The 22,553-nt window shown below is 64.9% G+C and carries 21 protein-coding genes; 15 read left to right on the forward strand and 6 right to left on the reverse strand.

Annotated elements, in window-relative coordinates; translation table 11 throughout:
• Nucleotides 1–45: 45 nt before the first annotated feature.
• A complete protein-coding gene (locus JQ604_RS32915) occupies nt 46–411 on the reverse strand; it encodes an endonuclease domain-containing protein (RefSeq protein WP_212364882.1) in 366 nt (121 codons plus the stop codon).
• A gap of 107 nt (nt 412–518) precedes the next feature.
• Between JQ604_RS32915 and JQ604_RS32920 the strand changes: the two genes are divergently transcribed.
• The 4 genes from JQ604_RS32920 to JQ604_RS32935 all read left to right on the forward strand — a co-directional run bounded on the left by JQ604_RS32920 (nt 519) and on the right by JQ604_RS32935 (nt 4,815).
• On the forward strand, nt 519–1,412 hold the full coding sequence (locus JQ604_RS32920; RefSeq protein ID WP_212364883.1) for a branched-chain amino acid ABC transporter permease: 894 nt from the start codon (nt 519–521) through the stop codon (nt 1,410–1,412).
• 2 nt (nt 1,413–1,414) lie between these two features.
• On the forward strand, nt 1,415–2,488 hold the full coding sequence (locus JQ604_RS32925) for a branched-chain amino acid ABC transporter permease (RefSeq protein ID WP_212364884.1): 1,074 nt from the start codon (nt 1,415–1,417) through the stop codon (nt 2,486–2,488).
• Between the two features lie 56 nt (nt 2,489–2,544).
• A complete protein-coding gene (locus tag JQ604_RS32930) occupies nt 2,545–3,828 on the forward strand; it encodes an ABC transporter substrate-binding protein (protein ID WP_212364885.1) in 1,284 nt (427 codons plus the stop codon).
• Between the two features lie 147 nt (nt 3,829–3,975).
• Nucleotides 3,976–4,815, forward strand: a complete 840-nt coding sequence (locus JQ604_RS32935) for an ABC transporter ATP-binding protein (protein WP_212364886.1) — start codon at nt 3,976–3,978, stop codon at nt 4,813–4,815.
• Here the strand turns inward: JQ604_RS32935 and JQ604_RS32940 are convergent, their stop codons facing one another.
• Nucleotides 4,816–5,964 (reverse strand): AGE family epimerase/isomerase, encoded by a 1,149-nt coding sequence (locus JQ604_RS32940; RefSeq protein WP_212364887.1) that lies wholly within the window; start codon nt 5,962–5,964, stop codon nt 4,816–4,818.
• An 87-nt stretch (nt 5,965–6,051) separates the two neighbouring features.
• Here JQ604_RS32940 and JQ604_RS32945 point away from each other — a divergent pair, with 87 nt between their 5' ends.
• The gene (locus tag JQ604_RS32945) at nt 6,052–7,275 is read left to right on the forward strand and encodes a phenylacetate--CoA ligase family protein (protein WP_212364888.1); all 1,224 of its coding nucleotides are present in this window, start codon (nt 6,052–6,054) and stop codon (nt 7,273–7,275) included.
• On the opposite strand, the gene JQ604_RS32950 is transcribed toward JQ604_RS32945, so the two are convergent.
• The 4 genes from JQ604_RS32950 to JQ604_RS32965 form a co-directional block, all read right to left on the reverse strand.
• On the reverse strand, nt 7,272–8,369 hold the full coding sequence (locus JQ604_RS32950; RefSeq protein WP_212364889.1) for a DegT/DnrJ/EryC1/StrS family aminotransferase: 1,098 nt from the start codon (nt 8,367–8,369) through the stop codon (nt 7,272–7,274). The two genes, JQ604_RS32945 and JQ604_RS32950, sit on opposite strands and share 4 nt — an antisense overlap.
• A 10-nt stretch (nt 8,370–8,379) precedes the next feature.
• On the reverse strand, nt 8,380–8,847 hold the full coding sequence (locus JQ604_RS32955; RefSeq protein ID WP_212364890.1) for an acyltransferase: 468 nt from the start codon (nt 8,845–8,847) through the stop codon (nt 8,380–8,382).
• Nucleotides 8,844–9,905, reverse strand: coding sequence for a Gfo/Idh/MocA family protein (locus tag JQ604_RS32960; protein WP_212364891.1), 1,062 nt, complete (start codon nt 9,903–9,905; stop codon nt 8,844–8,846). The genes JQ604_RS32955 and JQ604_RS32960 overlap by 4 nt, the downstream gene beginning before the upstream one ends.
• A 158-nt stretch (nt 9,906–10,063) precedes the next feature.
• Nucleotides 10,064–12,094 (reverse strand): hypothetical protein, encoded by a 2,031-nt coding sequence (locus tag JQ604_RS32965; RefSeq protein ID WP_212364892.1) that lies wholly within the window; start codon nt 12,092–12,094, stop codon nt 10,064–10,066.
• A gap of 257 nt (nt 12,095–12,351) precedes the next feature.
• Between JQ604_RS32965 and JQ604_RS32970 the strand changes: the two genes are divergently transcribed.
• Genes JQ604_RS32970 through pseF form a run of 10 tightly spaced genes read left to right on the forward strand, consistent with a single transcriptional unit; the run spans nt 12,352 to nt 22,476 of the window.
• Complete coding sequence (locus tag JQ604_RS32970; protein WP_212364893.1) at nt 12,352–13,734, forward strand: CBS domain-containing protein; 1,383 nt, start codon at nt 12,352–12,354, stop codon at nt 13,732–13,734.
• Between the two features lie 13 nt (nt 13,735–13,747).
• Nucleotides 13,748–15,667 carry an N-acetylneuraminate synthase family protein gene (locus JQ604_RS32975; protein WP_249159007.1) on the forward strand — a complete coding sequence of 640 codons (1,920 nt, stop codon included), beginning with the start codon at nt 13,748–13,750 and terminating at the stop codon, nt 15,665–15,667.
• On the forward strand, nt 15,664–16,365 hold the full coding sequence (locus JQ604_RS32980) for an acylneuraminate cytidylyltransferase family protein (protein ID WP_212364895.1): 702 nt from the start codon (nt 15,664–15,666) through the stop codon (nt 16,363–16,365). Before JQ604_RS32975 ends, JQ604_RS32980 begins: the two co-directional genes overlap by 4 nt.
• Nucleotides 16,358–17,107, forward strand: a complete 750-nt coding sequence (locus tag JQ604_RS32985; RefSeq protein ID WP_212364896.1) for an SDR family oxidoreductase — start codon at nt 16,358–16,360, stop codon at nt 17,105–17,107. Before JQ604_RS32980 ends, JQ604_RS32985 begins: the two co-directional genes overlap by 8 nt.
• Entirely contained in the window at nt 17,104–17,952 is an 849-nt protein-coding gene (locus JQ604_RS32990; RefSeq protein ID WP_349631170.1) for a sugar phosphate isomerase/epimerase family protein, read from the forward strand. Before JQ604_RS32985 ends, JQ604_RS32990 begins: the two co-directional genes overlap by 4 nt.
• Nucleotides 17,949–18,710 (forward strand): SDR family NAD(P)-dependent oxidoreductase, encoded by a 762-nt coding sequence (locus tag JQ604_RS32995; protein WP_212364897.1) that lies wholly within the window; start codon nt 17,949–17,951, stop codon nt 18,708–18,710. The genes JQ604_RS32990 and JQ604_RS32995 overlap by 4 nt, the downstream gene beginning before the upstream one ends.
• Nucleotides 18,711–18,724: 14 nt before the next feature.
• Entirely contained in the window at nt 18,725–19,564 is an 840-nt protein-coding gene (locus JQ604_RS33000; RefSeq protein ID WP_212364898.1) for an SDR family oxidoreductase, read from the forward strand.
• Nucleotides 19,565–19,616: 52 nt separating this feature from the next.
• Nucleotides 19,617–20,618 carry a UDP-N-acetylglucosamine 4,6-dehydratase (inverting) gene (gene pseB, locus JQ604_RS33005; protein ID WP_212364899.1) on the forward strand — a complete coding sequence of 334 codons (1,002 nt, stop codon included), beginning with the start codon at nt 19,617–19,619 and terminating at the stop codon, nt 20,616–20,618.
• Nucleotides 20,615–21,790, forward strand: coding sequence for a UDP-4-amino-4,6-dideoxy-N-acetyl-beta-L-altrosamine transaminase (pseC, locus tag JQ604_RS33010; protein ID WP_212364900.1), 1,176 nt, complete (start codon nt 20,615–20,617; stop codon nt 21,788–21,790). Before pseB ends, pseC begins: the two co-directional genes overlap by 4 nt.
• Nucleotides 21,787–22,476 (forward strand): pseudaminic acid cytidylyltransferase, encoded by a 690-nt coding sequence (gene pseF / locus JQ604_RS33015; RefSeq protein ID WP_212364901.1) that lies wholly within the window; start codon nt 21,787–21,789, stop codon nt 22,474–22,476. Before pseC ends, pseF begins: the two co-directional genes overlap by 4 nt.
• The last annotated feature ends 77 nt before the right edge of the window (nt 22,477–22,553 follow it).

The raw sequence follows: 22,553 nt of genomic DNA on the forward strand, positions 1-22,553 counted from the left end.
GCATCCCTTCGCCTCTCCCCGCTTGCGGGGAGAGGCCGGAGCGCGTCAGCGATCCGGGTGAGGGGGAGCCTCCGCAAGCGCGGTGACAATCGTTTCGAGGACACCCGCCAAGTTACCCAAAACGTCATTGTTCCAGAATCGCAAGACACGGTAGTTGTGGTCAGCAAGCCACTTGTCGCGAACGACGTCGCTCTGGCTGTCGGCATGCTGCCCACCGTCCACTTCAATAATGAGGCGGCTTTCGCGACAGATGAAATCGACCGTGTAAGGGCCAACCGGCTCCTGGCGGACGAACTTGTGTCCATTCAGCCGGCGGGCGCGAAGGTTGTACCACAGCGCCCCTTCCGCATCGCTCAGGTTACCTCGCAGGCGTCGCGCTCGATCGGTCTTGGATTCGTTAGCACCGCGCATGCGGAGGCTCCCCCTCACCCGTCGTGCTCCGGACGATGCTTCGCATCGCTCGGCGCACGCCGGCCTCTCCCCGCACGCGGGGAGAGGCGAAAGGTTCAGCATAGCACATGAACACCGCCTTCCTCATCCAGCTGATCGTCAACGGCCTCGTGGTCGGCACGCTCTATGGCGTGGTCGCGATGTCGTTTGTGTTGATCTACAAGGCGACGCAGGTCGTGAACTTTGCGCAGGGCGAGCTGCTGCTGGTCGGCGCCTGGGTGTGCTGGGCGCTGCTGACCAAGTATCAGGTGCCGTTCTGGATCGGCATGCCGATCACCTTAGTCTTCATGTTCATCTTCGGCATTGCGATCCAGGTCGTGATCCTCCGCCCGATGATCGGCGAGCCGATCATCTCCGTGATCATGGTGACGATCGGCCTCTCGACCGTGTTCCAGGCCGCGCTGAAATGGATCTTCGGCGTCAATCCGCAGCCCTTCCCGCGGGTGTTCGAGAGCCAGGCGGTGAACCTGTTCGGCCTGCAGATCCAGACCGTCTATGTCATGAGCCTCGTCGTATCACTCGCGATGATGGTCGGCATGGCCTGGTTCTTCCGCGCCTCGAAATACGGCCTGGCGATGCGCGCCACCGCGTTCAACCAGCAAGTCGCGCAGTCGCTGGGCATCTCCGTGAAGAGCGTGTTCGCGATGGCCTGGGCGATCTCGGCAACGGTCTCGGCGGTGGCCGGTGTCGTCGTCGCCGTGGTCAACGGCGTCTCGTCGGGTCTGTCCGCGTACGGCATCAAGGTCTTTCCGGCGGCGATCCTCGGCGGCCTCGACTCAGTTGGCGGCGCGGTGCTCGGCGGCATCATCATCGGGCTGCTGGAAAACGTCGCCCAATATGTCGACAGCCAGTATCTGCACTGGGGCAATCTCTACGAGATCGCGCCGTTCTACGTGCTGATCATCATCCTGATGATCAAGCCGTACGGCCTGTTCGGCACCAAGGACATTGAACGGGTCTGATCATGGCAACGCGCACGCTCATCCCATCCGGCGACTTCCGCACCACCTACGCGGCCGACACCACGATCTTCCCGACCGTAACCAGCCGCAACTTTGCGATCGCCGGCATCATCATCGCCTGCTTCGCGCCGATGGTGCTCTCCAATTACTGGCTCAGCATCTCCATCCAGATCGGCATCTTCGCGATCGCGGCGCTGGGCCTGAACGTGCTGGTCGGTTTCACCGGCCAGATCTCGATCGGCCATGCCGCCTTCTTCCTGCTCGGCGCCTTCACCTCGGCCTACATCTCCAACAACGCGCCGATCCCGGTGTTCTTCGCAATCCCGCTCGCCGGCGTCGTCACGGCACTGGTCGGGCTGATCTTCGGCGTGCCGGCGGCGCGGCTGAAGGGGCTCTATCTGGTCATCGCGACGCTCGCCGCGCAGTACATCCTGCTCGACTTCTTCTCCCGTGCCGAATGGTTTTCCGGCGGCTCGGTGCCGGCCAGCGCCAATCCGTTCTCGATCTTCGGCTACACCTTCCGCGGCGATAAGCAATATTTCTACGTCGTGCTGGCCTATCTCGTGATCTCCTACCTGCTGGTCACCAATCTGATGCGCACGCGCGACGGTCGCGCATTGATCGCGATCCGCGACCATTATCTCTCTGCCGAGATCATGGGTATCAACCTCACCAAATACCGCACACTGTCGTTCGGCCTCGCCGCGTTCTTTGCCGGCATCGCCGGCGCGCTCTATGCGCACTACCAGCTCGTGATCTCGCAGGAAGGCTTTGGCATCGAGCGCTCGGTGCTGTTCCTCGCCATGGTCATCATCGGCGGCACCGGCTCGGTGATGGGCACGCTGATGGGAACGGCCTTCGTCGTGCTGCTGCCGGAATCGATGGAGTGGCTGAGCCATCAGCTGAAGGGCGGCGCGATCGACAAGGCGCTGCAGCTCAACAACAACATCACGTTCCTGCGCGAGATCGCGATCGGCCTGATCATCATCGGCTTCCTGATGTTCGAGCCCGACGGGCTCGCGCATCGCTGGCGGCAGATCAAGACCTACTGGAAACTCTACCCGTTCTCGCATTGACGCAGGAACGGGACCTGAAAAGACGGCATCAACGAATAACAGGAGGAAACGACCCAATGACGATCAAATCCCTTTTGAGCACGGTCTCCTTGGCGCTGCTGATCGGCGGCGTATCGGCCACGGCGCAGGCGCAGATTCCGATCGGCCATCTGCAGGACCTCTCGGGCGGCACCTCCGACGTCGGCACGCCCTATGGACAGGGCGTGGTGGACACCTTCGCCTGGGTCAACAAGAACGGAGGCGTCGGCGGCAAGCAACTCAGTGTCGACAGCAACGACTATGGCTACCAGGTGCCGCGCGCGATCGCGCTGTACAAGAAGTGGTCGGCGCCGGACGGCAAGGTCGCCGCGATCATGGGCTGGGGCACCGCCGACACCGAGGCGCTGACCGGCTTCCTCGCGCAGGACAAGATCCCCGACATCTCCGGCTCCTACGCCGCCGCGCTCACCGATCCGGAAGGCACCAGCGGCAAGGCCAAGCCCGCGCCGTACAATTTCTTCTACGGTCCGAGCTATTCGGACTCGATGCGCGCGATGCTGACCTGGGCGGCCGAGGACTGGAAGGCCAAGGGCAAGTCGGGCAAGCCGAAGTTCGTCCACATGGGCGCCAACCACCCCTACCCGAACGCGCCGAAGGCCGCCGGTGAAGCGCTCGCCACCGAGCTCGGCTTCGAGGTGCTGCCGCCGCTGGTGTTCGCGCTCGCGCCGGGCGACTACTCCGCGCAGTGCCTGAGCCTGAAGAGCTCCGGCGCCAACTACGCCTATCTCGGCAACACCGCCGCCTCCAACATCTCGGTGCTGAAGGCCTGCAAGACGGCCGGCGTCGACGTCCAGTTCCTCGGCAATGTCTGGGGCATGGACGAGAACGCCGCCAAGACCGCGGGCGATGCCGCCGACGGCGTGATCTTCCCGCTGCGCACCGCGGTGAGCTGGGGCGGCAACGCGCCCGGCATGAAGACTCTGATGGAAATCTCCAAGATGTCGGATCCGTCGGGCAAGGCGTACCGCCCCGTGCACTACATCGCCGCGGTCTGCAGCGCGCTCTATCTGAAGGAAGCCCTCGACTGGGCCGCCAAGAACGGCGGCGCCACCGGCGAGAACGTCGCCAAGGGCTTCTACCAGAAGAAGGACTGGGTGCCCGCGGGCATGGAAGGCGTCTGCAATCCCTCGACCTGGACCGAGAAGGATCATCGCGGCACGCTCAAGGTCGACCTCTATCGCTCCAAGGTATCGGGTGCGACCGATGGCGACATCAACGACCTCATGGGCAAGGGCACCATCAAGCTCGAGAAGGTCAAGACCGTCGAGCTGCCGCGCAAGCCGGAATGGTTTGGGTGGTGAGTGGCGCACCAGTCGCCACCAAACAGGTTGTCATCCCCCGCGCATGCGGGGGATCCAGTACGCCGCGGCCTATCAGATGAGCATCGGCGTCTCTGGAATACTGGGTCACCCGCATGCGCGGGTGACGACAGTGGAGAGTAGTGCGACATGACCCAAACCCTCGAAGCCACCCGCCCCGCGCCGACCGCCGTCCCACCGCCGGCGATCCTCAGCGTCAACAACATCGAGGTCGTCTATGACGACGTCATCCTGGTGTTGCGCGGGCTCAGCCTCGACGTGCCCAAGGGCTCGATCGTCGCCCTGCTCGGCGCCAATGGCGCCGGCAAGTCGACGACGCTGAAGGCGATCTCGGGCCTACTCAAGACCGAGGACGGCGAGGTCACGCGCGGCGAGATCCTGTTCGAGGGTGAGCGCATCAACGGCATCGATCCCGACAAGATCGTCCGCCGCGGCATCTTCCAGGTGATGGAGGGCCGCCGCATCGTCGCCGACATGACGTCGCTGGAGAACCTGCGGCTCGGTGCCTTCACCCGCCGCGACAACGAGGTCTCAGCCGACATCGACATGGTCTTCAAATATTTCCCGCGGCTGAAGGAGCGCACCGGCCTCGCCGGCTATCTCTCCGGCGGCGAGCAGCAGATGCTGGCGATCGGCCGCGCGCTGATGGCGCGCCCGAAGATGATCCTGATGGACGAGCCCTCGATGGGCCTGTCGCCGCTCTTGGTGAAAGAGGTGTTTGCGATCATCAAGGAGATCAACCGCGATCTCGGCGTCACCATCCTGCTGGTCGAGCAGAACGCGCGCGCCGCGCTGTCGGTGGCGAGCCACGGCTACATCATGGAACAGGGCAAGGTCGTGCTCGACGGCTCGGCCGACGAACTGCGCGACAACGAGGACGTCAAGGAATTCTACCTCGGCGGCGCCGGCGACCAGCGCAAGAGCTTCAAGAACCTCAAGAGCTTCAAGCGGCGCAAGCGCTGGCTGTAACTAACTCAAAACCTGTTCAGCTTCGCTGACTGCACAGAGCACATGATAAAACGACGACGCAGGGATGGTCGGGACCAGCGATTTGCCGTCGCGATCGAACTGGTCGTACCAGCCGCCCTTAACCGGATGGTCGAGATAGTGCCGCTCAAGCCGCACCAGCGCGGCGCGGGCTTCGTCCGCGGCACCCGCCTCGCCCGACTCGGCCTGCGCAATCCACGCTTTTGCGATCTCGGTCTGCGGCCACAGCCGCCGCGAGTGGCGGCGGATGTTGCCCTCGGTATCACCCTCGTCGACCAGGCAGCCGGTCGCCGCGTCACGATAGCGCAACGCGGATGCGAGCAGCTCGCCACGCGGCCGCCCCGTCGGGCAGCCGGTGATGCGCTCGAATCCCTTCAGCAGCCAGACCCACTCCGCCTGGTGGCCGGGCTCGACGCTGACCGGATTGATCTTCGACCAGTCCTCCTCGAAATACTCGCCGAGCACGTGCTTCTGCTTGTCGTAGAGATTGGCGAGGAACAGCACGAAGAATTCGCCGGCGCGTTGCTGGAACGACAGGTCCTTGGTCGCATCGAAGCAGGCAATCATCGCCTCGAACAGATGCATCTGCGGGTTCTGCCGGCGCGGCATCGACGGCGGCAGTCCTTCGAGCACGCCGCCATGCGGCGAGCGCAGTTTCGCATCGAGGAACGCCAGCAGCGCATCGATCTCGGCGCGCACCTGCGCGTCCTGGTCGAGGCTGTAGACGGTCGCAAGCGCGAACAGCACGAAGGCGTGGTCGTAGGAGTCGCGCAAGGGATCGAGCACGCCGCCATCAGACGTCAGCCGGTGCACAAAGCCGGGCTTGCCGTCCGGCGCCTTCGCTTTGGCCAGCAGATAGTCGAGCCCCCGCAGCGCAATCGCGCGGCCTTCGGGATACCAGCCCATCTGCGCCGCCTTGGCGTAGCAATAGATCTGACGCGCCTGCACGAAGACGCGGCGCGGCGCATCGCGATCGGCACTGCCGTCCGGATGCAGCCGATCGAAGAAGCCGCCCGCTTCGTCGTCCCAGCCCGCGCTTGCCCACAGCGGCAGCGCCTGCTCGATCATGCGGCCCTTCAATCTTGCCACGACGTCGGCGGCTTCGCCCGCGGCGTTCTCAGCTTCAGCCATTCTTTGTTCCAGACCAATCCCGGTTGCCGCCGTCTGATAGCACGCGCAAGACGCCGCGCAACCCGCGCCAGCCATTGAGGTCCCGCCATGTCCGAGCATTATGACGCCCTGGAAACGCGCGATCCGGCCGAGCGCGAAGCCGCGCTGTTCGCCGGGTTGCCGGAGATCCTGCGCAAGGCCATCCGGGCGCCCGCCTATGCTGAGCGGCTGAACGGGGTCGATCCCGCCTCCATCACCAGCCGGGACGCCTTGGCGCGGCTGCCGGTGCTGCGCAAGTCGGAACTCCCTGCCCTGCATAAGGCTGCCCCGCCATTCGGAGGCCTCGTGGCCGACAAGCCCGGCTCGTTCTCCCGTCTGTTCACTTCGCCAGGCCCGATCTTCGAGCCCGAAGGCACCCACAACGACCCCTGGCGCGGCGCGCGGGCGCTGTTCGCGGCCGGGTTCCGCCCCGGCGACGTCGTGCTGAACACGTTCAGCTATCATCTCACCCCCGGCGGCTTCATCTTCGACGCCTCCGCCCGCGCGCTCGGCTGCGCGGTGATCCCGGCCGGTCCCGGCAATACCGAGCAGCAGTTCGAGCTGATCGAGGCCTATCGCCCGATCGGCTACAGCGGCACACCCGACTTTTTGAAGATCCTGCTCGATGCCGCGGCGACCGCCGGGCGCGACGTCTCCTCGATCAAGCGCGCACTGGTGTCGGGTGCCGCCTTCCCGAAGTCGCTGCAGGAGGAGATGAAGTCGCGCGGCATCGATGCCTATCAGGCGTTCGGCACCGCCGATCTCGGCATGGTCGCGTTCGAGACGCCCTCGCGCGACGGCATGACCGTCAACGAGGACCTGATCATGGAGATCGTCAGGCCCGGCACCGGCGATCCGGTCACGCCTGGCGATGTCGGCGAGATCGTCGTGACCTCGCTCGATCCGCATCACCCCTGGATCCGCCTCGCGCTCGGCGACCTCACCGCCACGCTGCCCGGCAAGAGCCCGTGCGGCCGCACCAACATGCGCATCAAGGGCTGGATGGGCCGCGCCGACCAGACCACCAAGGTCAAGGGCATGTTCGTGCGCCCCGAGCAGATCGCCGAGATCGGCAAGCGCCATCCGTCGCTCGGTCGTCTCCGCCTCGTCGTAAGCCGCGCCGGCGAGACCGACGTGATGACGCTGAAGGCCGAGGCCGCCGCGGCCAGCGAGGCGCTACGCGAAGAGCTCGGCGCAAGTCTTCGCGCGGTGACGAAGCTTGGCGGCAATGTCGAACTGGTCGGCGCCGGTGCGCTGCCCAATGATGGCAAGGTGATCGCGGACGAGCGCTAGAATTTCCGCACGAGCTCGATCACCTCGTCCAGCTGCGCACGGCTGATCTCGGCAAACATCGGCAGCGACAGGATCTGTCCCTGGTCGCGATGCGCATTCGGGAATTTCCCGGTGCGATGGCCGAACCGTTCATAGGCGGCGAGGAACGGCAGCGCGGTCGGATAGTTGATCGCGGTCTGCACGCCGTTGGCGTTGAGATGCGCAGCCAGCGCATCGCGGCGCGGATGCCGGATCGTGTAGAGGTGGTAGACGTGGCTGCGGTCAGGCGCGACCTGCGGCACCGTCACGTCCTCGATCTGGTTGAGGCCGGAATCGTAGACCTCGGCGGCGTCCTGCCGCGCTTTGGTCCAGTCGGCGAGATGCGGCAGCTTGGCCGAGAGGATCGCGGCCTGCATGCCGTCGAGCCGGCTGTTGACGCCTTCGATACGGTGCTGGTGCTTCACCAGGCCACCGTGCCGCGCCAGCATGGTCATGTGCTCCGCGAGTGCGGCATCATTCGTGACGACGGCACCGGCATCACCCATCGCTCCGAGATTCTTGCCCGGATAGAACGAATAGGTCGCGGCCGCGCCGAAGCTGCCGACCATCTTGCCCTTGTAGCGTGCCAGATGCGCCTGCGCGCAATCCTCGATCACCCACAATTTGTGCTTCTTCGCGATCGCCATGATCGCGTCCATGTCGGCGGGCTGGCCGTAGAGATGCACCGGGATGATGCCAACGGTGCGCGGCGTGATCGCCGCCTCGATCGCCGCCGGATCGATCGTGAAGGTCGCGCCGTCGGTGTCGCAAAACACGACGGTGGCGCCCGAATGGGTGATCATCGCAGACGTCGATATCCAGGAATGCGCCGTCGTGATCACCTCGTCGCCCGGCTGCACCTTCAGCGCCTTCAAGGCGAGATAGATGGCGTCGGTGCCGTTGGCGCAGGACACGCAGTGTGCGATCTCGGCAGCAACCGCGAATTCGCGCTCGAAGGCATCAACATAGCTGCCGCGGATGAAGGCGTTGTCGCGGATCACGTTCGCGATCGCCGCGTCGATCTCGCCCTTGATGTTCTGATACTGCAATTGCAGATCGGCAAACGGCACCGCCATCTGTGGTCTCCTAGGGTCCAGTCAACAGCCGGCGCGCCGGATTGCCGGCATAGGTGCCTGATGTGGTGATGTCCTTCGTCACCACCGAACCGGCACCGATCACGACGTCGTCGGCGATCTTGACCGGCATGATGGTGGCGTTGGAGCCGATCGAGACGCGATTGCCGATCTTGGTCTCGCGCCACAGGTCGCGGCGTCCACGCGCCGGGCCGCCGGTCGAGAAGGTGTCGTTGACGAACATCACGCCATGGCCGATGAAGCAATCCTCGCCGATCGTCACCAGTTCGCAGATGAAGGTATGCGACTGCACGCGGGTGCGCGCGCCGACCACCACGCCGGTCTGGATCTCGGTGAAGGGGCCGACGAAGCAGTCGTCGCCGATCTTGCAGCCATAGAGATTGCAGGGCTCGACGATCTTCACGCCGGTGCCGAAGTCGACGTCGCGCACGCCGGCTTGATGAATGTCGGGCTTGTTCACGAGACCATACCCAACCGGCTGAGTCGCGGCGTGAAGCGCAGCGGCACTTCGGCGCCGGTCTCGATCGACTCATACAGCGCCGAGATCAGCTCCAGGCTCTTGCGGCCCTCGAGCCCATCGACCAGCGCCGCGCGCTGATTCTCCAGGCAATCGACTACGTGGTGATAATAGGCCTGATGGCCGAAGCCATAGACATTCGGCGGGTTGACTGAGAACTTCTCGACCACGTCCTTGTCCGACGGCAGTTCGTCGACGAAGCGCCAGTGCCTGATCTGGTTGACCGCGAAGCCGGAGATTTCAACGGTGCCTTTTTCGCCGAGGATCGAGAGCGAGCCCTCGAGATCGGTCGGCCGCGCCGCGGTGGTCGCCTCGATGATGCCGAGCGCGCCGTTGCGGAATTTCAGGGTCGCGACCGCGGTGTCCTCGGTTTCGATCTTCGCCAGCGCCGTCATGCCGCGCGCATGCACGCTGACGACGTCGCCGAAGAACCATTCCAGCATGTCGACGTGGTGGCTCGCCTGGTTGGTCAGCACGCCGCCGTCATAGGCCCAGGTGCCGCGCCAGTCGTCCTGGTCGTAATAGGCCTGATCGCGGCACCAGCGCACGCGCACGGTGCCGAGGATGAGTTTGCCGAAGCGTCCGGCGTCGAGCGCCTCGCGCGCCTTGACCACAGGCACGTTGAAGCGGTTCTGCTTGACGATGAACATCTTGACGCCGGCCTGGTCGCAGGCGCGGATCATGTCGTCGGCATCCTGCAGCCGCAGCGCCATCGGCTTTTCGACCACGACATGTTTGCCCGCCTTGGCGCAGGCGATGACATGCGCCGGATGCAGCCCGCTCGGCGTCAGCACCGCGACCGCGTCGATGTCCTTGCGGGCGAGAAACTCCTCCATGTCGTAGTGGGCGGGAACCGCGAACTTCGCGGCGATCGCGTCGGCGCGCGCGCGAATGGGATCGCAGACCGCAACCAGGCCCGCACCCGCGATGTGATTGCCACCCAACAGATCGGAGTGGCGCTTGGCGATACGCCCGCATCCAAGCAGGCCAAATCTGATCATGCAGAGCCTTTGTCTATCGCTGGTAAGATCGGCTATCGCCGGTGAACGTGGGCAAGGCCGACCGAAGCCAAGGTCGCCCGGCGCCTCGCCGGAATCCCCGCCAAATACTCACAAAGCCCCTCCCAGGGCAAGCAGGCCCCCGTCGCTCCGGCTGGGACTTACGGACTGCACACAACCTTGCGGACCTCAACCGGCGAGGTCAGGACGAAGATGGTCTTCAGACCCCATTTCGCGCCACGGGTGCAGAGGTCGGCGTCCGTCATGTCTCGCGATATCGAGTCAGGGGTATAGGCTGCATACCCGTAGTAGCGTTCCTGGTTGCATTCGGCGCTGACCGGGTTGAGCCCGCGCAGCATCGGCACGCCAAACATGGCGGGAACGAAGAAGGAGATGGCCTTGCAGTTGCGATAGGAGATCCAGTAGGCCGAATTCTCCGGCGGAACGAAAACGGCGGCATCCCGCGTCCGGGTAAGGCCGGCGTCCACCAGGGTCCGCACAGCCTGCGCGCGTTTCAGGCGCCTGACGTCTTTGGCGAAAAGCCTCCGGTTCTCATTGGTCGGGTCGAGCACGGTCAGGACGCGTTGCCAGGGATCCGGATCCGCAATGGTGCCTTCGGCGAGGGCACCGCGGGTGCGCCGCTGCATTTCGGCAAGCTGGTTGCCGAGCACGAAGGGGCTGTTGATCTTCCGATCCGTCTGCAGCACGGCCACCAGGATCGCTGCCAGCACGAACTCGGGCCGGAACAGCCGCGGCGCCCATCGCCAGAGCGGCGCGCCGCCATAGGCGGTGACGAACACGGCAGCCGCGAAGGTCCCGATATTGATGAAGTAATACGCCGACCCGCCGGGAATCGAGAGCAACAGCGCCGGGATCGTTGAAGCCACGGCGATCAACGCGAACATCTCCGCGGATCGCCGCCCCTCAGGCGCACCGAACCACCAGGCGACGGCCGCCGCAACGAGCAGCGTCGCGTTTGCGAGGATGTTCGACCAGGCACCTTCAGGATAGTCGTAGACGAAGCTGAAGGGATCGAAGGTCGAAAACCCGCCGAAATTGCCGTACAGCGTGGCCAGTCCCACGACAGACACCAGAGCCAGGACAGCCGACAGCTTGAGAAATCCGAGCAGCGTCACGGTCCACAGCCGCAACAACACGTAGAAGAAGGCTGCTCCGAACACCGCCCCGACGGAAACCTTGCTGAGCAGCATCAGGACCACCGCGGCGGCGAGCGATACGGTACGAAGATCCAGCGCGCGATGCGGTCTGACGCGCGCCATCTCCGCGAGGACCGGCAACGCCAGCAGGAAAAAGATAAGCGCAAGGGAATAGGATTCGGAGACCAGATACGACGTCCAGCCGTAGATCTCGCTCAGCAGCAGCAACAGCAACGGAAGCAGCAGGATCAACGCACCGTTGCCGAGCCTTCGTGCGGCTGGCCGCACCAGATAGGTCGCAAGCGCAAGGCTGAAGAACAGCAGGGGAATCGCGACGAATTGTCCGCCGACATAGTAGGCGGTGATCGTATCGGTGCCGAGCCACAGGCCGGCGCACCCGAACCAGATGTGCGACAGGACATGATACTCGAGCGGCCCGAAACCATCGAGGCCGATGCTCAGCACGCCGTGCTTGATCAGCATGTTCGCGATGGTCGCGTGGAATAGCGTGTCAAGATTGATAACGCCGATCAGCACCTGTTCCGGCGACAGCACATTGGCCATGCCGAGCGAATTGATCAGCAGGAAATAGCCGACCCCGGCGAGGATCCCGCAGACGATCGCCAGCGCGGTCTGATACAGCGCACGACGCGCCGCCAGGACGACCTGCCGCAGGCCTGCGGCAAACAGAACCAGCAGAATCGGAATCGCGACAAGGTCGGTCGCCCCTCCGAGCAGCCAGGCGAGACACGGCAGGAACAGCGTCAGCATGGTCGCCACCAGCACCTCGGCCAGCGAGCCGCCAAGGCGCTCGACCCGCGCGATCGCCAGGATCGCGGCCGAGACGACGGCGCCGAGCAGCAGAACGGCCTTGAGGAACACCCAGACATGCGGTCCGGGCATCGGCCATCGCACCATGGCTGCCATGAGGGCCATGCTGGCCGACATGACCCAGACGAAAATCGCCGAGAAATGGATCGGCGTGGGCCGGATCGGCGCAGGCAAGAACAACGAGGCCCGCCGGACGGCGGGCACCCAAGGCTCCAGGAACTGTTCAATCGTCTGCAAGCGCGCGAGCCCTGATCCGGGACGTCAACGGTGGTTCCGGCGCAGTCCGCACCCCGCAAGAGCCCCCGTATTCCGGCGCGCTAGCATACAAGGCCACTAAGCGCCACTGCCGTGCAGCTTGCATGATCCTCCCCCCTGCCGTATCTAACGACTCGAAAATGGGGGCGTTTCCGAGCGGCTCGCCACGGGGTTAAGGCATTGTACTCCCTATTATTTTTGGATTCATGACATTGGCAGACACGAGCCACCTCACCATCGCCGAGACCGAGACGATTGAGGAGGCGTTTCGGCGCCTCAATGCCAACAAGCTCGGTATTCTGTTCGCCCGGGACGATGCGGGGCGCATCGTCGGCGCGGTCACCGACGGCGATATCCGCCGGCGGCTCCTGACCGGCATCGCGATCAGCGGCGCGGTTGCCGGCTGCATCAACCGTGACTTTGTCTCAGCGCCCGCCGGCGCGCCGCGCGAACAGATCCTCAAGCTCCTGGACCAACGCGTCCACGTCGTCCCGATCCTCGATCCGGCTGGCCGCCTGGTCGACGTGTTCAGCCGCGACGTGTTCAGCCTCTCCGAGGAGAGTGAAGTGTTCGCACGGGCCCGCTCGCCGGTGCGCATCAGCTTTTCCGGCGGCGGCACCGACCTTACGCATTATTTCGTCGACAATGGCGGTGCGGTGATCAACGCGACGATCGCGATGTACGCGCATGCGACGCTTCGCCGGCGCAACGACAGCCGCATCCGGATCTACTCGCACGATTTCCGCCGCAAGATCGAGGCCGACGATCTTGCTAGCCTTGGCAGTGAGGGCGAACTGGCCTTGATCAAGTCGGTTGTCCGCCTGATCAAGCCGGCCTATGGCTTCGATCTCGACGTGTCGGCGGATTTTCCGGTCGGTTCCGGTCTTGGTGGCTCGGCGGTGGTGTCGTCCGCGATCATTGGCTGCTTCAACGAGTTCCGCAGCGATCAATGGGATCGGCACGAGATGGCCGAGATGGCGTTCCAGGCGGAGCGGTTGATGCTGAACATCCCCGGCGGCTGGCAGGACCAATACGCCACGGTGTTCGGCGGCTTCAATCACATGGAGTTCTCCTCCGAGCAGAACACCATCGTGCCGCTGCGGCTCGATCCCAACATTGTTGCCGAGCTCGAGGAGAGCCTCGTGCTCTGCTATACCGGCTCCAATCACGATTCAGGCTCGGTGCATCGCGACCAGAAGGAACAGCACCAGACCACCGACGCGGTCGCCGCCGCGGCGACCCAGAAGGAACTCACGCGGCAGCTTCGCCATCATCTGCTGCGCGGCCAGTTGCTCGAATGCGGCCATTTGATCGACCAGGCCTGGCACGCCAAGCGTCGCCTGAGCTCGAAGATCAGTTCGACCGAGCTCGACGGCATTTACGATCACGCCAAGGCGCATGGCGCCGTCGGCGGCAAGCTGCTCGGCGCCGGCGGCGGCGGCTACTTCATCTTCTTCGTCCGTCCGTTCGAGCGCTATCCGCTGATCTCGGCGCTGGAGCAGAGGGGCCTGCGCTGCTCCCGTATCGCCTTCGAGGAGAACGGACTGCGCACCTGGAAATCGCGGTTCCCCGCCGCGGTGAGGTCATAGATCGAGCATGTTGATGAATTCGACCACGCAAGCCGCAACGATCACGATCGGCAACCGCACCATCGGCGACGGCCAGCCGTGCTATGTCATCGCGGAGATCGGCAACAATCATAATGGCGACTTTGACCGCGCCATCAAGCTGGTCGACGCCGCGGTCGCGGCCGGTGCCGACTGCGCCAAATTCCAGATGCGCAAGCTCGACGAGGTCTATCGCGCCTCCTCGCTGTCCGGAAAAGACGACGATCTCGCGGTCGAGTACACGCTCGATCTGCTGCGCCGGTTCGAGCTGACAACCGAGCAGCAGCGCCGCATCGCCGACTACTGCGCCTCAAAGAACATCCAGTATCTCTGCACGCCCTGGGACGCTGCGAGCGTCGCGGTGCTCGAGAGCTTCGGCGTCCACGCCTACAAGGTCGCCTCCGCCGACCTGACCAACCTGCCTCTGCTGGCCAAACTTGCCGCGACCGGCAAGACGCTGATCGTCTCGACCGGCATGAGCACCTCCGACGAGATCAAGACTGCCGCAAAATTCCTCGACGATCGCAAGGCGAACTACGTTCTCTTGCATTGTCAGAGCACCTACCCCGCCGCGCTCCATAACATCCATCTGCGCTTCATGGAGACGCTGCGCGAGATCCATCCCTTTGTCGGCTATTCCGGCCACGAGCGCGGCATCGCGGTGTCGACGGCCGCCGTGGCGATGGGCGCGGTGCTGATCGAGCGTCACATCACGCTCGACCGCGAGATGGAAGGCCCCGACCATGCCGCGAGCCTCGAGCCGGAGGAGTTCAAGGCGCTGGTCAGCGGCATCCGTGAAGTCGAAGCCGCGCGCGGCGAGAAACTTGCCGAGCGCGTGCTGAGCCAGGGCGAATTGATCAACCGCGAAAACCTCGCCAAGAGTCTGGTCGCCGCGCGCGACATCGCCGCGGGCACGGTCATCTCGGACGCCGACGTCGCCGTGAAAAGCCCGGGCCAGGGCCTGTCGCCGCTGAAGATGCCGGCACTGATCGGCAAGCGCATCGCGCGCAAGATGTCGGCCGACGACTATTTCTTCCAGAGCGACCTCGACGAGGGCGCGGCGAAGGCGCGGCGCTATCGCTTCGACCGGCCCTGGGGCGTGCCGGTGCGCTATCACGACACCGAGCGTTTCCTGGAAATCTGCCAGCCCGACATCATCGAGTTCCATCTCAGCTATAGCGACATGGAGCGCGATCCTGCCGCCTATCTCTCCGGCACCTACGATCTCGGTTTCGTCGTGCATGCCCCCGAGCTGTTCGCCGGCAGCAAGCTGATGGATCTGGCGACGCCGGACGAGGCGCTGCGGCGCTACTCGCTGGAGCAGACCCAGGCGGTGATCGACATCACCCGCGGGCTCAAGAAGTTCTTTCCGAAGACCAAGCGGCCGCCGATCGTCGCCAATATCGGCGGCTTCACGATGGACGAGCCGCTGCCGCCGGAGGAGAAAGCCGAGCGCTATCGCATCTTCGCGGCGAGCCTGAAGGAGCTCGACATGGATGGCGTCGAGCTGATCCCGCAGACCATGGCGCCCTTCCCCTGGCATTTCGGCGGCCAGCGCCACCAGAACATCTTCATCTTCCCCGAGGAGTCGGCGGCGTTCTGCGCCAGGCACGATTTGCGGATGTGCGTCGATATCTCCCACACCAAACTCGCTGCCAATCATTTCGGATTCGACTTCGCGCAAGGCCTGGCGCAGCTCGGCCCGCACACCGCGCATCTGCATTTCGGCGACGCCAAGGGCCTCGACGGCGAGGGCCTGCAGATCGGCGAAGGCGAGATCGATTTCGACGAGATCGGCGCGGTGCTGCGCAAGCATGCCCCCGGTGCCTCCTTCATCCCCGAGATCTGGCAGGGTCACAAGAACATGGGCGAAGGTTTCTGGACGGCGTTCGAGCGCCTTGAGGGCCGCATATGACCACGCAAGAAGCAAAGCGCACGCTGGCGGTGATCGCGGCGCGCGGCGGCTCCAAGGGCATCCCGAACAAGAATCTGATCGACATCTGCGGCAAGCCGCTGCTCGCCTGGACCGTGATCCAGGCCAAGGCCGCGCGGGGCGTCGATGCGGTTGCGGTCTCCTCCGACAGCGACACGATCCTCGCCGCAGCCGAAGCCGCCGGTGCGATCGGCGTTCGCCGGCCTGAGGATATCTCCGGCGATCTCGCCTCCTCGGAATCGGCCTGGCTGCACGCGCTCGAAGCCGTCGACCGCCCCCACGGCCCGTTCGAGCGCATCGTTGCGCTGCAGGCGACCTCGCCGATCCGCGAATCCAGCGACATCGAAAAGGCGCTCGACACCTTCGAGCGGGAGCAGCTCGACAGCCTGCTCTCGGTCTGCGAGGTCGAGGACTATTTCAACTGGCGCATCGGCACATCAGGTCCGGAGCCGATCAATTACGACTTCCACAACCGCCGCATGCGCCAGCAGATCGAGAAACGCTATCTCGAGAACGGCTCGTTCTACGTTTTCATTCCCTCATTGCTGCGCGAGCAGCAGAACCGCCTCGGCGGCAAGATCGGGATGCAGCTGATGGACCGCCACAAGATGTTCCAGATCGACCGCATCGAGGACATCAAGCTCTGTGCGGCCATCATGCGCAGCTATGGCTATGCCTGACCTCACCGCTTTCTCGCTCCAGGGCAGATGCGCGCTCGTCACCGGCGCCTCGCGCGGCATTGGCGCAGCGATCGCGGCGGGCCTTGCAGCCGCAGGCGCGACCGTGTTCGGCCTCAGCCGCTCCGGCACAGCACCGCAGGCCGTCACGGCGATTGCCTGCGATCTCGCGGATGATGCGGCGATCCGGCGCGCTTTCACTCAGGTTGCCCGGCTCGACATCCTCGTCAACGCCGCCGGCATCAGCCTGCCGGCGGGCCAGGCCGATGAGCTGCAGCGCTTCCGCACCACGGTCGCAACCGACCTCACCGGCGTCTACGCCACGATCCTTGCGGCCTATCCGCTGCTCAAGCAGGCCGGCGGTGGCTCGATCATCAACGTCACCAGCATCAATTCGGTGCGCGGCTTCCCCGGCAATCCCGGTTATGTCGCCGCGAAAGCCGGCCTGGCCGGCCTCACCCGCGCGCTGGCGGCCGACTACGCCCGCGACGGCATCCGCGTCAACGCGTTGGCGCCCGGCTATGTCGCAACCGAGATGACGGCCGGCAGCTACGCCGATCCCGCGATGCATGAAGACCGCCGCCGCCACACCATGCTCGGCCGTTGGGGCCAGCCCGACGACATGGTCGGCGCAGCGATTTTCCTGGCCTCGCCGGCGTCGGCCTATGTCACCGGGCAGGAACTGTTCGTCGACGGCGGCTGGACCGCCAAGGGCCTCGCTATATCAACGGATCGCACATCGTGACCTCACCGCTTCAACGCATCGGCTTCATGCAGGGACGGCTGTCGGCCATGGTCGACGGCAAGATCCAGGCCTTCCCATGGAATGAATGGCGGGAGGAATTTCCGCGCGCCAAGGCGCTCGGCCTGACGCGGATGGAATGGACCATCGACCAGGACCGGTTGCGCGAAAATCCGCTGACCACCGAAGCCGGACAAAAGGACATTATCGGCGTCGCGCAGGCCAACGGCCTGCGGATTCCGAGCCTGACCGGCGACTGCTTCATGCAGGCTCCGTTCTGGAAAGCCAGCGGCAGCGCGCGAGCCGCGCTGGTCGACGATCTCGATCTCGTCGTGGCGTCCTGCAGCAAGCTCGGCGTCGAATTCGTCGTGATCCCGCTGGTCGACAACGGCAAGATCGAGACCGCCGAGCAGGAAGCGACGCTGCTCCACGTTTTGCGCGACCGGGCGGCGTCCCTCGCAAGACAGGGCGTCAAGATCGTCTTCGAATCCGATCTGCCGCCGGCACCGCTGGCGGCATTCATCGCAAAGCTGCCCGTGGAAACCTTCGGCATCAATTACGACGTCGGCAACAGCGCCTCGCTCGGCTATGACAGCACGGAGGAGATCGCAGCCTACGCGCCGCGCATCCTCAACGTCCATGTCAAGGACCGCCTGCGTGGCGGCACCACGGTGCCGCTCGGCACCGGTGCGGCCGACCTCGCCAAGGCGATCCGGTTGATCGAGCAGTCCGGCTACACCGGACAATACATCCTGCAGACTGCGCGCGCCGCCGACGGTGATCACGCCGGCGCGCTCGCCCGCTACCGCGACATGACCATCGGCTGGATCGGGGCGGCCCGGCGATGAAGCTCGAGCTCGACAACCGCGTTGCCCTGGTCGTCGGTGCCAGCCGCGGCATAGGCCGTGCGATCGCGCAGGCGCTCGCTGCCGAAGGCGCGAAAGTTGCGCTCGCCGCGCGCGGGGCCGACACACTGAAGACCGCCGCACAGGAGATTGGCGGCGCGACGTCCTGCCACACCGCCGATGTTACCGATCCCGCCTCGGCGGCAGCGCTGGTGCGCGAGGTCGAGCAGCGGCATGGCGGCATCGACGTCCTCGTCTGCAATGTCGGCAGCGGCGCCTCTGTTCCGCCGGGTCAGGAAACCTCGGCGGAATGGTCGCGCGTGATCTCGCTCAACCTGTTCGCCACCACCAACATGATCGAGGCGGCGCGGCCGGTGATGGCGCGCGGCAGCGGCGAGCGCGCAATCGTCTGCATCTCCTCGATCTGTGGCCTCGCTGCGCTCGGCGCGCCCGTAACCTATTCCGCGGCTAAGGCGGCGCTCAATGCGACGGTGCGCGGTCTCGCGCGTCCGCTCGCGACCGAGGGCATCCGCATCAACGCGGTTGCGCCCGGCAACATTCTTGCGGCTGAGGGCACCTGGGAACGCAAGCTCAGGGAGAACAAGGCCGCGGTCGACGACATGCTGACGCGCGAGGTCGCGCTGCGCCGGCTCGGCAGGCCGGAGGAGATCGCCGACCTCGTCGCCTTTCTCGCCTCGCCGCGCGCGTCCTTCATCACCGGCACCGTCGTCGTCGCCGACGGCGGCCAGCTGCGCGCCTGAACTGGAGTCTTGCCATGACCGCTCCCGCCTCGCGTTATGACCTCACCGGGCGCACCGCGCTCGTCACCGGCGCCGGCGGCCTGCTCGGACGACAGCATGTCGCGGCGCTGGTCGAGATCGGCGCCCGCGTCGTCGTCACCGATATCGGAACCGCGCAGGCGGAAGCTGCGATTGCCGCGATCAAGGACAAGACGCCGTCAGCCGATCTGGTCGCCGCCGCGCTCGACGTGACCTCGGCGGGCTCGGTCGAGGAGGTCAGCGAGCAGCTCGTTTCCCGCGGAATTACCGTCGACGTCCTCGTCAACAATGCCGCGATCGATCCGAAGGTGACGTCGGCGCCCGGCGTGATGCACTCGTCGCGCTTCGAGGCGTTTCCGGTTCCGCAGTGGCAGACCGAGATCGCGGTCGGCCTCACCGGTGCGATGCTGTGTTCGCAGGTGTTCGGCGGTGCGATGGCCGCACGCGGCGGCGGCGTGATCCTCAACATCGCTTCCGATCTCGGCGTCATCGCGCCGGACCAGCGGCTTTACCGCCAGCCGAACGTGACGCGCGAGGAGGAACAGCCGGTCAAGCCCGTGACCTATTCGGTGATCAAGCACGGCCTGATCGGCCTCACCAAGTATCTGGCGACCTACTGGGCCGACAAGGGCGTGCGCGTGAACGCGATCTCGCCCGGCGGCGTGTTCAACAATCAGGATCCCGCATTCGTCGAACGGCTGACGCGGCTGATTCCGATGGGCCGCATGGCCCATGTCGACGAATACCGCTCCGCCATCCAGTTCCTATGCTCGGATGCATCGAGCTACATGACAGGCCAGAACATGGTCGTGGACGGGGGGCGGAGCGTATGGTAACCACCCCCGTATCCCCCAAATACCTCCAATACGAGCCGGCGTAGACTCCAGCATGTTCAATGAAAAGTCTGTTCTGATCACAGGCGGCACCGGATCGTTCGGGCGCAAATTCGTCGGCAGCGTCTTGAAGAACTTCAAGCCGCGCCGCCTCGTCGTCTATTCGCGCGACGAGCTCAAGCAGTACGAGATGCAGCAGGAGTTCGACCAGGCTCCGATGCGCTACTTCATCGGCGACGTGCGCGACGGCGAGCGCCTGCGCACCGCGATGAAGGGCATCGACTATGTCGTGCACGCCGCGGCGCTGAAGCAGGTGCCGGCGGCCGAATACAATCCGATGGAGTGCATCAAGACCAACGTTCACGGCGCGGAGAACGTGATCCAGGCCGCGCTGGAGGCCAATGTCGAGAAGGTGATCGCGCTGTCGACCGACAAGGCGGCGCAACCGATCAACCTCTACGGCGCCACCAAGCTTGCCTCCGACAAGCTGTTCATCGCGGCCAACAACATGGCCGGCGGTCACCGCACCATGTTCGCGGTGGTGCGCTACGGCAACGTGGTGGGCTCGCGCGGCTCGATCGTGCCGCTGTTCAACAAGATGATCGCCGAGGGTGCCGAGCATCTGCCGATCACCGACCCGCGCATGACGCGGTTCTGGATCTCGCTGCAGCAGGGCGTCGATTTCGTGCGCAAGGGCTTTGAGCGGATGTCCGGCGGCGAGATCTTCGTGCCGATGATCCCCTCGGTGCGGATTCCGGACCTTGCGGCTGCGATGGCGCCTGATCTGCCGACCAAGGTGATCGGTATCCGCCCGGGCGAAAAGCTGCACGAAGTGATGTGCCCGACCGACGACTCGCACCTGACGCTGCGCTTCCAGGATCACTTCGTGATCAAGCCGACGATCAAGTTCTTCCGCAAGGACGTCGACTATCTGACCAACCAGATCGGCGAGAAAGGCGCGCCGGTCGAGGACGGTTTCGAGTACAATTCCGGCCGCAACGACCATTTCCTCACCATCGACGAAATCAGGGAATTCAACCGAATCGCGGTCCAATGATCCCGTACGGACGCCAGGACATCTCGCCTGAGGACATCGATGCGGTCACCGAGGTGCTGCGCTCGGACTGGCTGACCCAGGGTCAGGCGGGGCCGACCTTCGAGCGCGCGCTGGCATCCTATTGCGGCGCCAAGAGCGCGATCGCGATGTCCAACGCGACCGCTGCCCTGCACGTCGCCTGTCTCGCGCTCGACCTCGGTCCGGGCGACTGGCTGTGGACCGTGCCGAACACTTTCGTCGCGTCGGCCAACTGTGCCCGCTATTGCGGCGCCAACGTCGACTTCGTCGACATCGATCCGCGCACCTACAATATGAGCGTCGCAGCGCTGACCGAGAAGCTCGCGGCGGCCGACAAGCAGGGCCGGCTGCCGAAGGTCGTCGTGCCCGTGCACTTCGCCGGCCAGTCCTGCGAGATGGTCGCAATCCGCGCGCTTGCCGACCGTTACGGCTTCAAGATCATCGAGGATGCCTCGCACGCCGTCGGCGGCGAGTATCGCGGCCGCAAGGTCGGCAGCGGCGAGTTCGGCGACGTCACGATCTTCAGCTTCCATCCGGTCAAGATCATCACGACCGGCGAAGGCGGCATGGCGCTCACCAATGACGCCAGGCTCGGCGAACGCATCGCCTATCTGCGCACCCACGGCATCATCCGTCCGTCGCAACGCGCGCCGGAGGAGCCGCGTCCGAACGAGGAGCGCGACGGTCCGTGGATGTATGAACAGATCGAGCTCGGCCTGAACTATCGTATGACCGACATCCAGGCAGCGCTCGGCACCAGCCAGATGGCCCGTCTCGATCCCTTCGTCGCGCGCCGCCGCGAGCTCGCCGCGCGCTATGACCGGCTGCTGGCGAAGCTGCCGCTGACCTGCCCCTGGCAGCATCCCGACACCAATTCCGCCTGGCATCTCTACGTCATCCGCCTGCATCGCAACGCGATCAAGCTCAGCCGCCGTCAGGTGTTCGACGCGCTGCGCGCCGCCGGCATCGGCGTCAACGTGCACTACATCCCCGTCCACACCCAGCCCTACTACCGCAACCTCGGCTTCACGCCCGGGATGTTCCCGGAGGCCGAGAGCTATTACGAGGACGCGATCACACTGCCGCTGTTCTCGAAGATGACCGACGCCGAGCAGGACACCGTGGTGGCAGCTTTGGAGAAGATTTTGGCGTGAAGATCGCGGTCATTCCAGCGCGGGGCGGCAGCAAGCGGATTCCGCGCAAGAATATCCGCGACTTCTGCGGCAAGCCGATCATTGCGCATTCGATTCTGGCCGCGCGGCAGGCGGGGCTGTTCAATCAGATCGTGGTGTCGACCGATGACGAGGAGATCGCCGCGGTCGCCCGCCAGTTCGGCGCCTCGATCCCGTTCATGCGGCCGAAGGAAATCGCGGACGACTTCACTGGCACCAACGCGGTTGTCAGGCATGCGGTGCAATGGTTCATCGCGCAGGGGCAGGATGTCACCCACGCCTGCTGCATCTATGCGACCGCGCCGCTGATCCGGCCGCACTATATCCGCGAAGGTCACGACGCCCTGCTCGCTTCCGACGCCGCCTTTGCCTTTTCGGTCACGACGTTCGACTTCCCGATCCAGCGCGGCGTGCGTCTCGACTCGGATGGGCGCGTCGACGCGCTGTATCCGGAACACCGCATGACGCGCTCGCAGGACCTCGAAGTGGCCTATCACGACGCCGGCCAGTTCTACTGGGGCACCGCGCGGGCATTCCTCGATGATGTCCCGCTGTTCTCGCCGCAATCGATCGGCGTGGTGCTGCCGCGCACGCTGGTGCAGGACATCGATACGGTGGAAGACTGGGAGCTCGCGGAGTTCATGTACCGCGTGCAGCAGGGCAAATAGCTAAAGCATGATCCGGAAAAGTGTGAAGCGGTTTTCCGAAAAGATCATGCGCAAACAAAGAGCTAAAGCGCGATGAT

The sequence above is a fragment of the Bradyrhizobium jicamae genome (assembly GCF_018130695.1).
In the GTDB taxonomy this organism is placed as follows: Bacteria; Pseudomonadota; Alphaproteobacteria; order Rhizobiales; family Xanthobacteraceae; genus Bradyrhizobium; species Bradyrhizobium jicamae_B.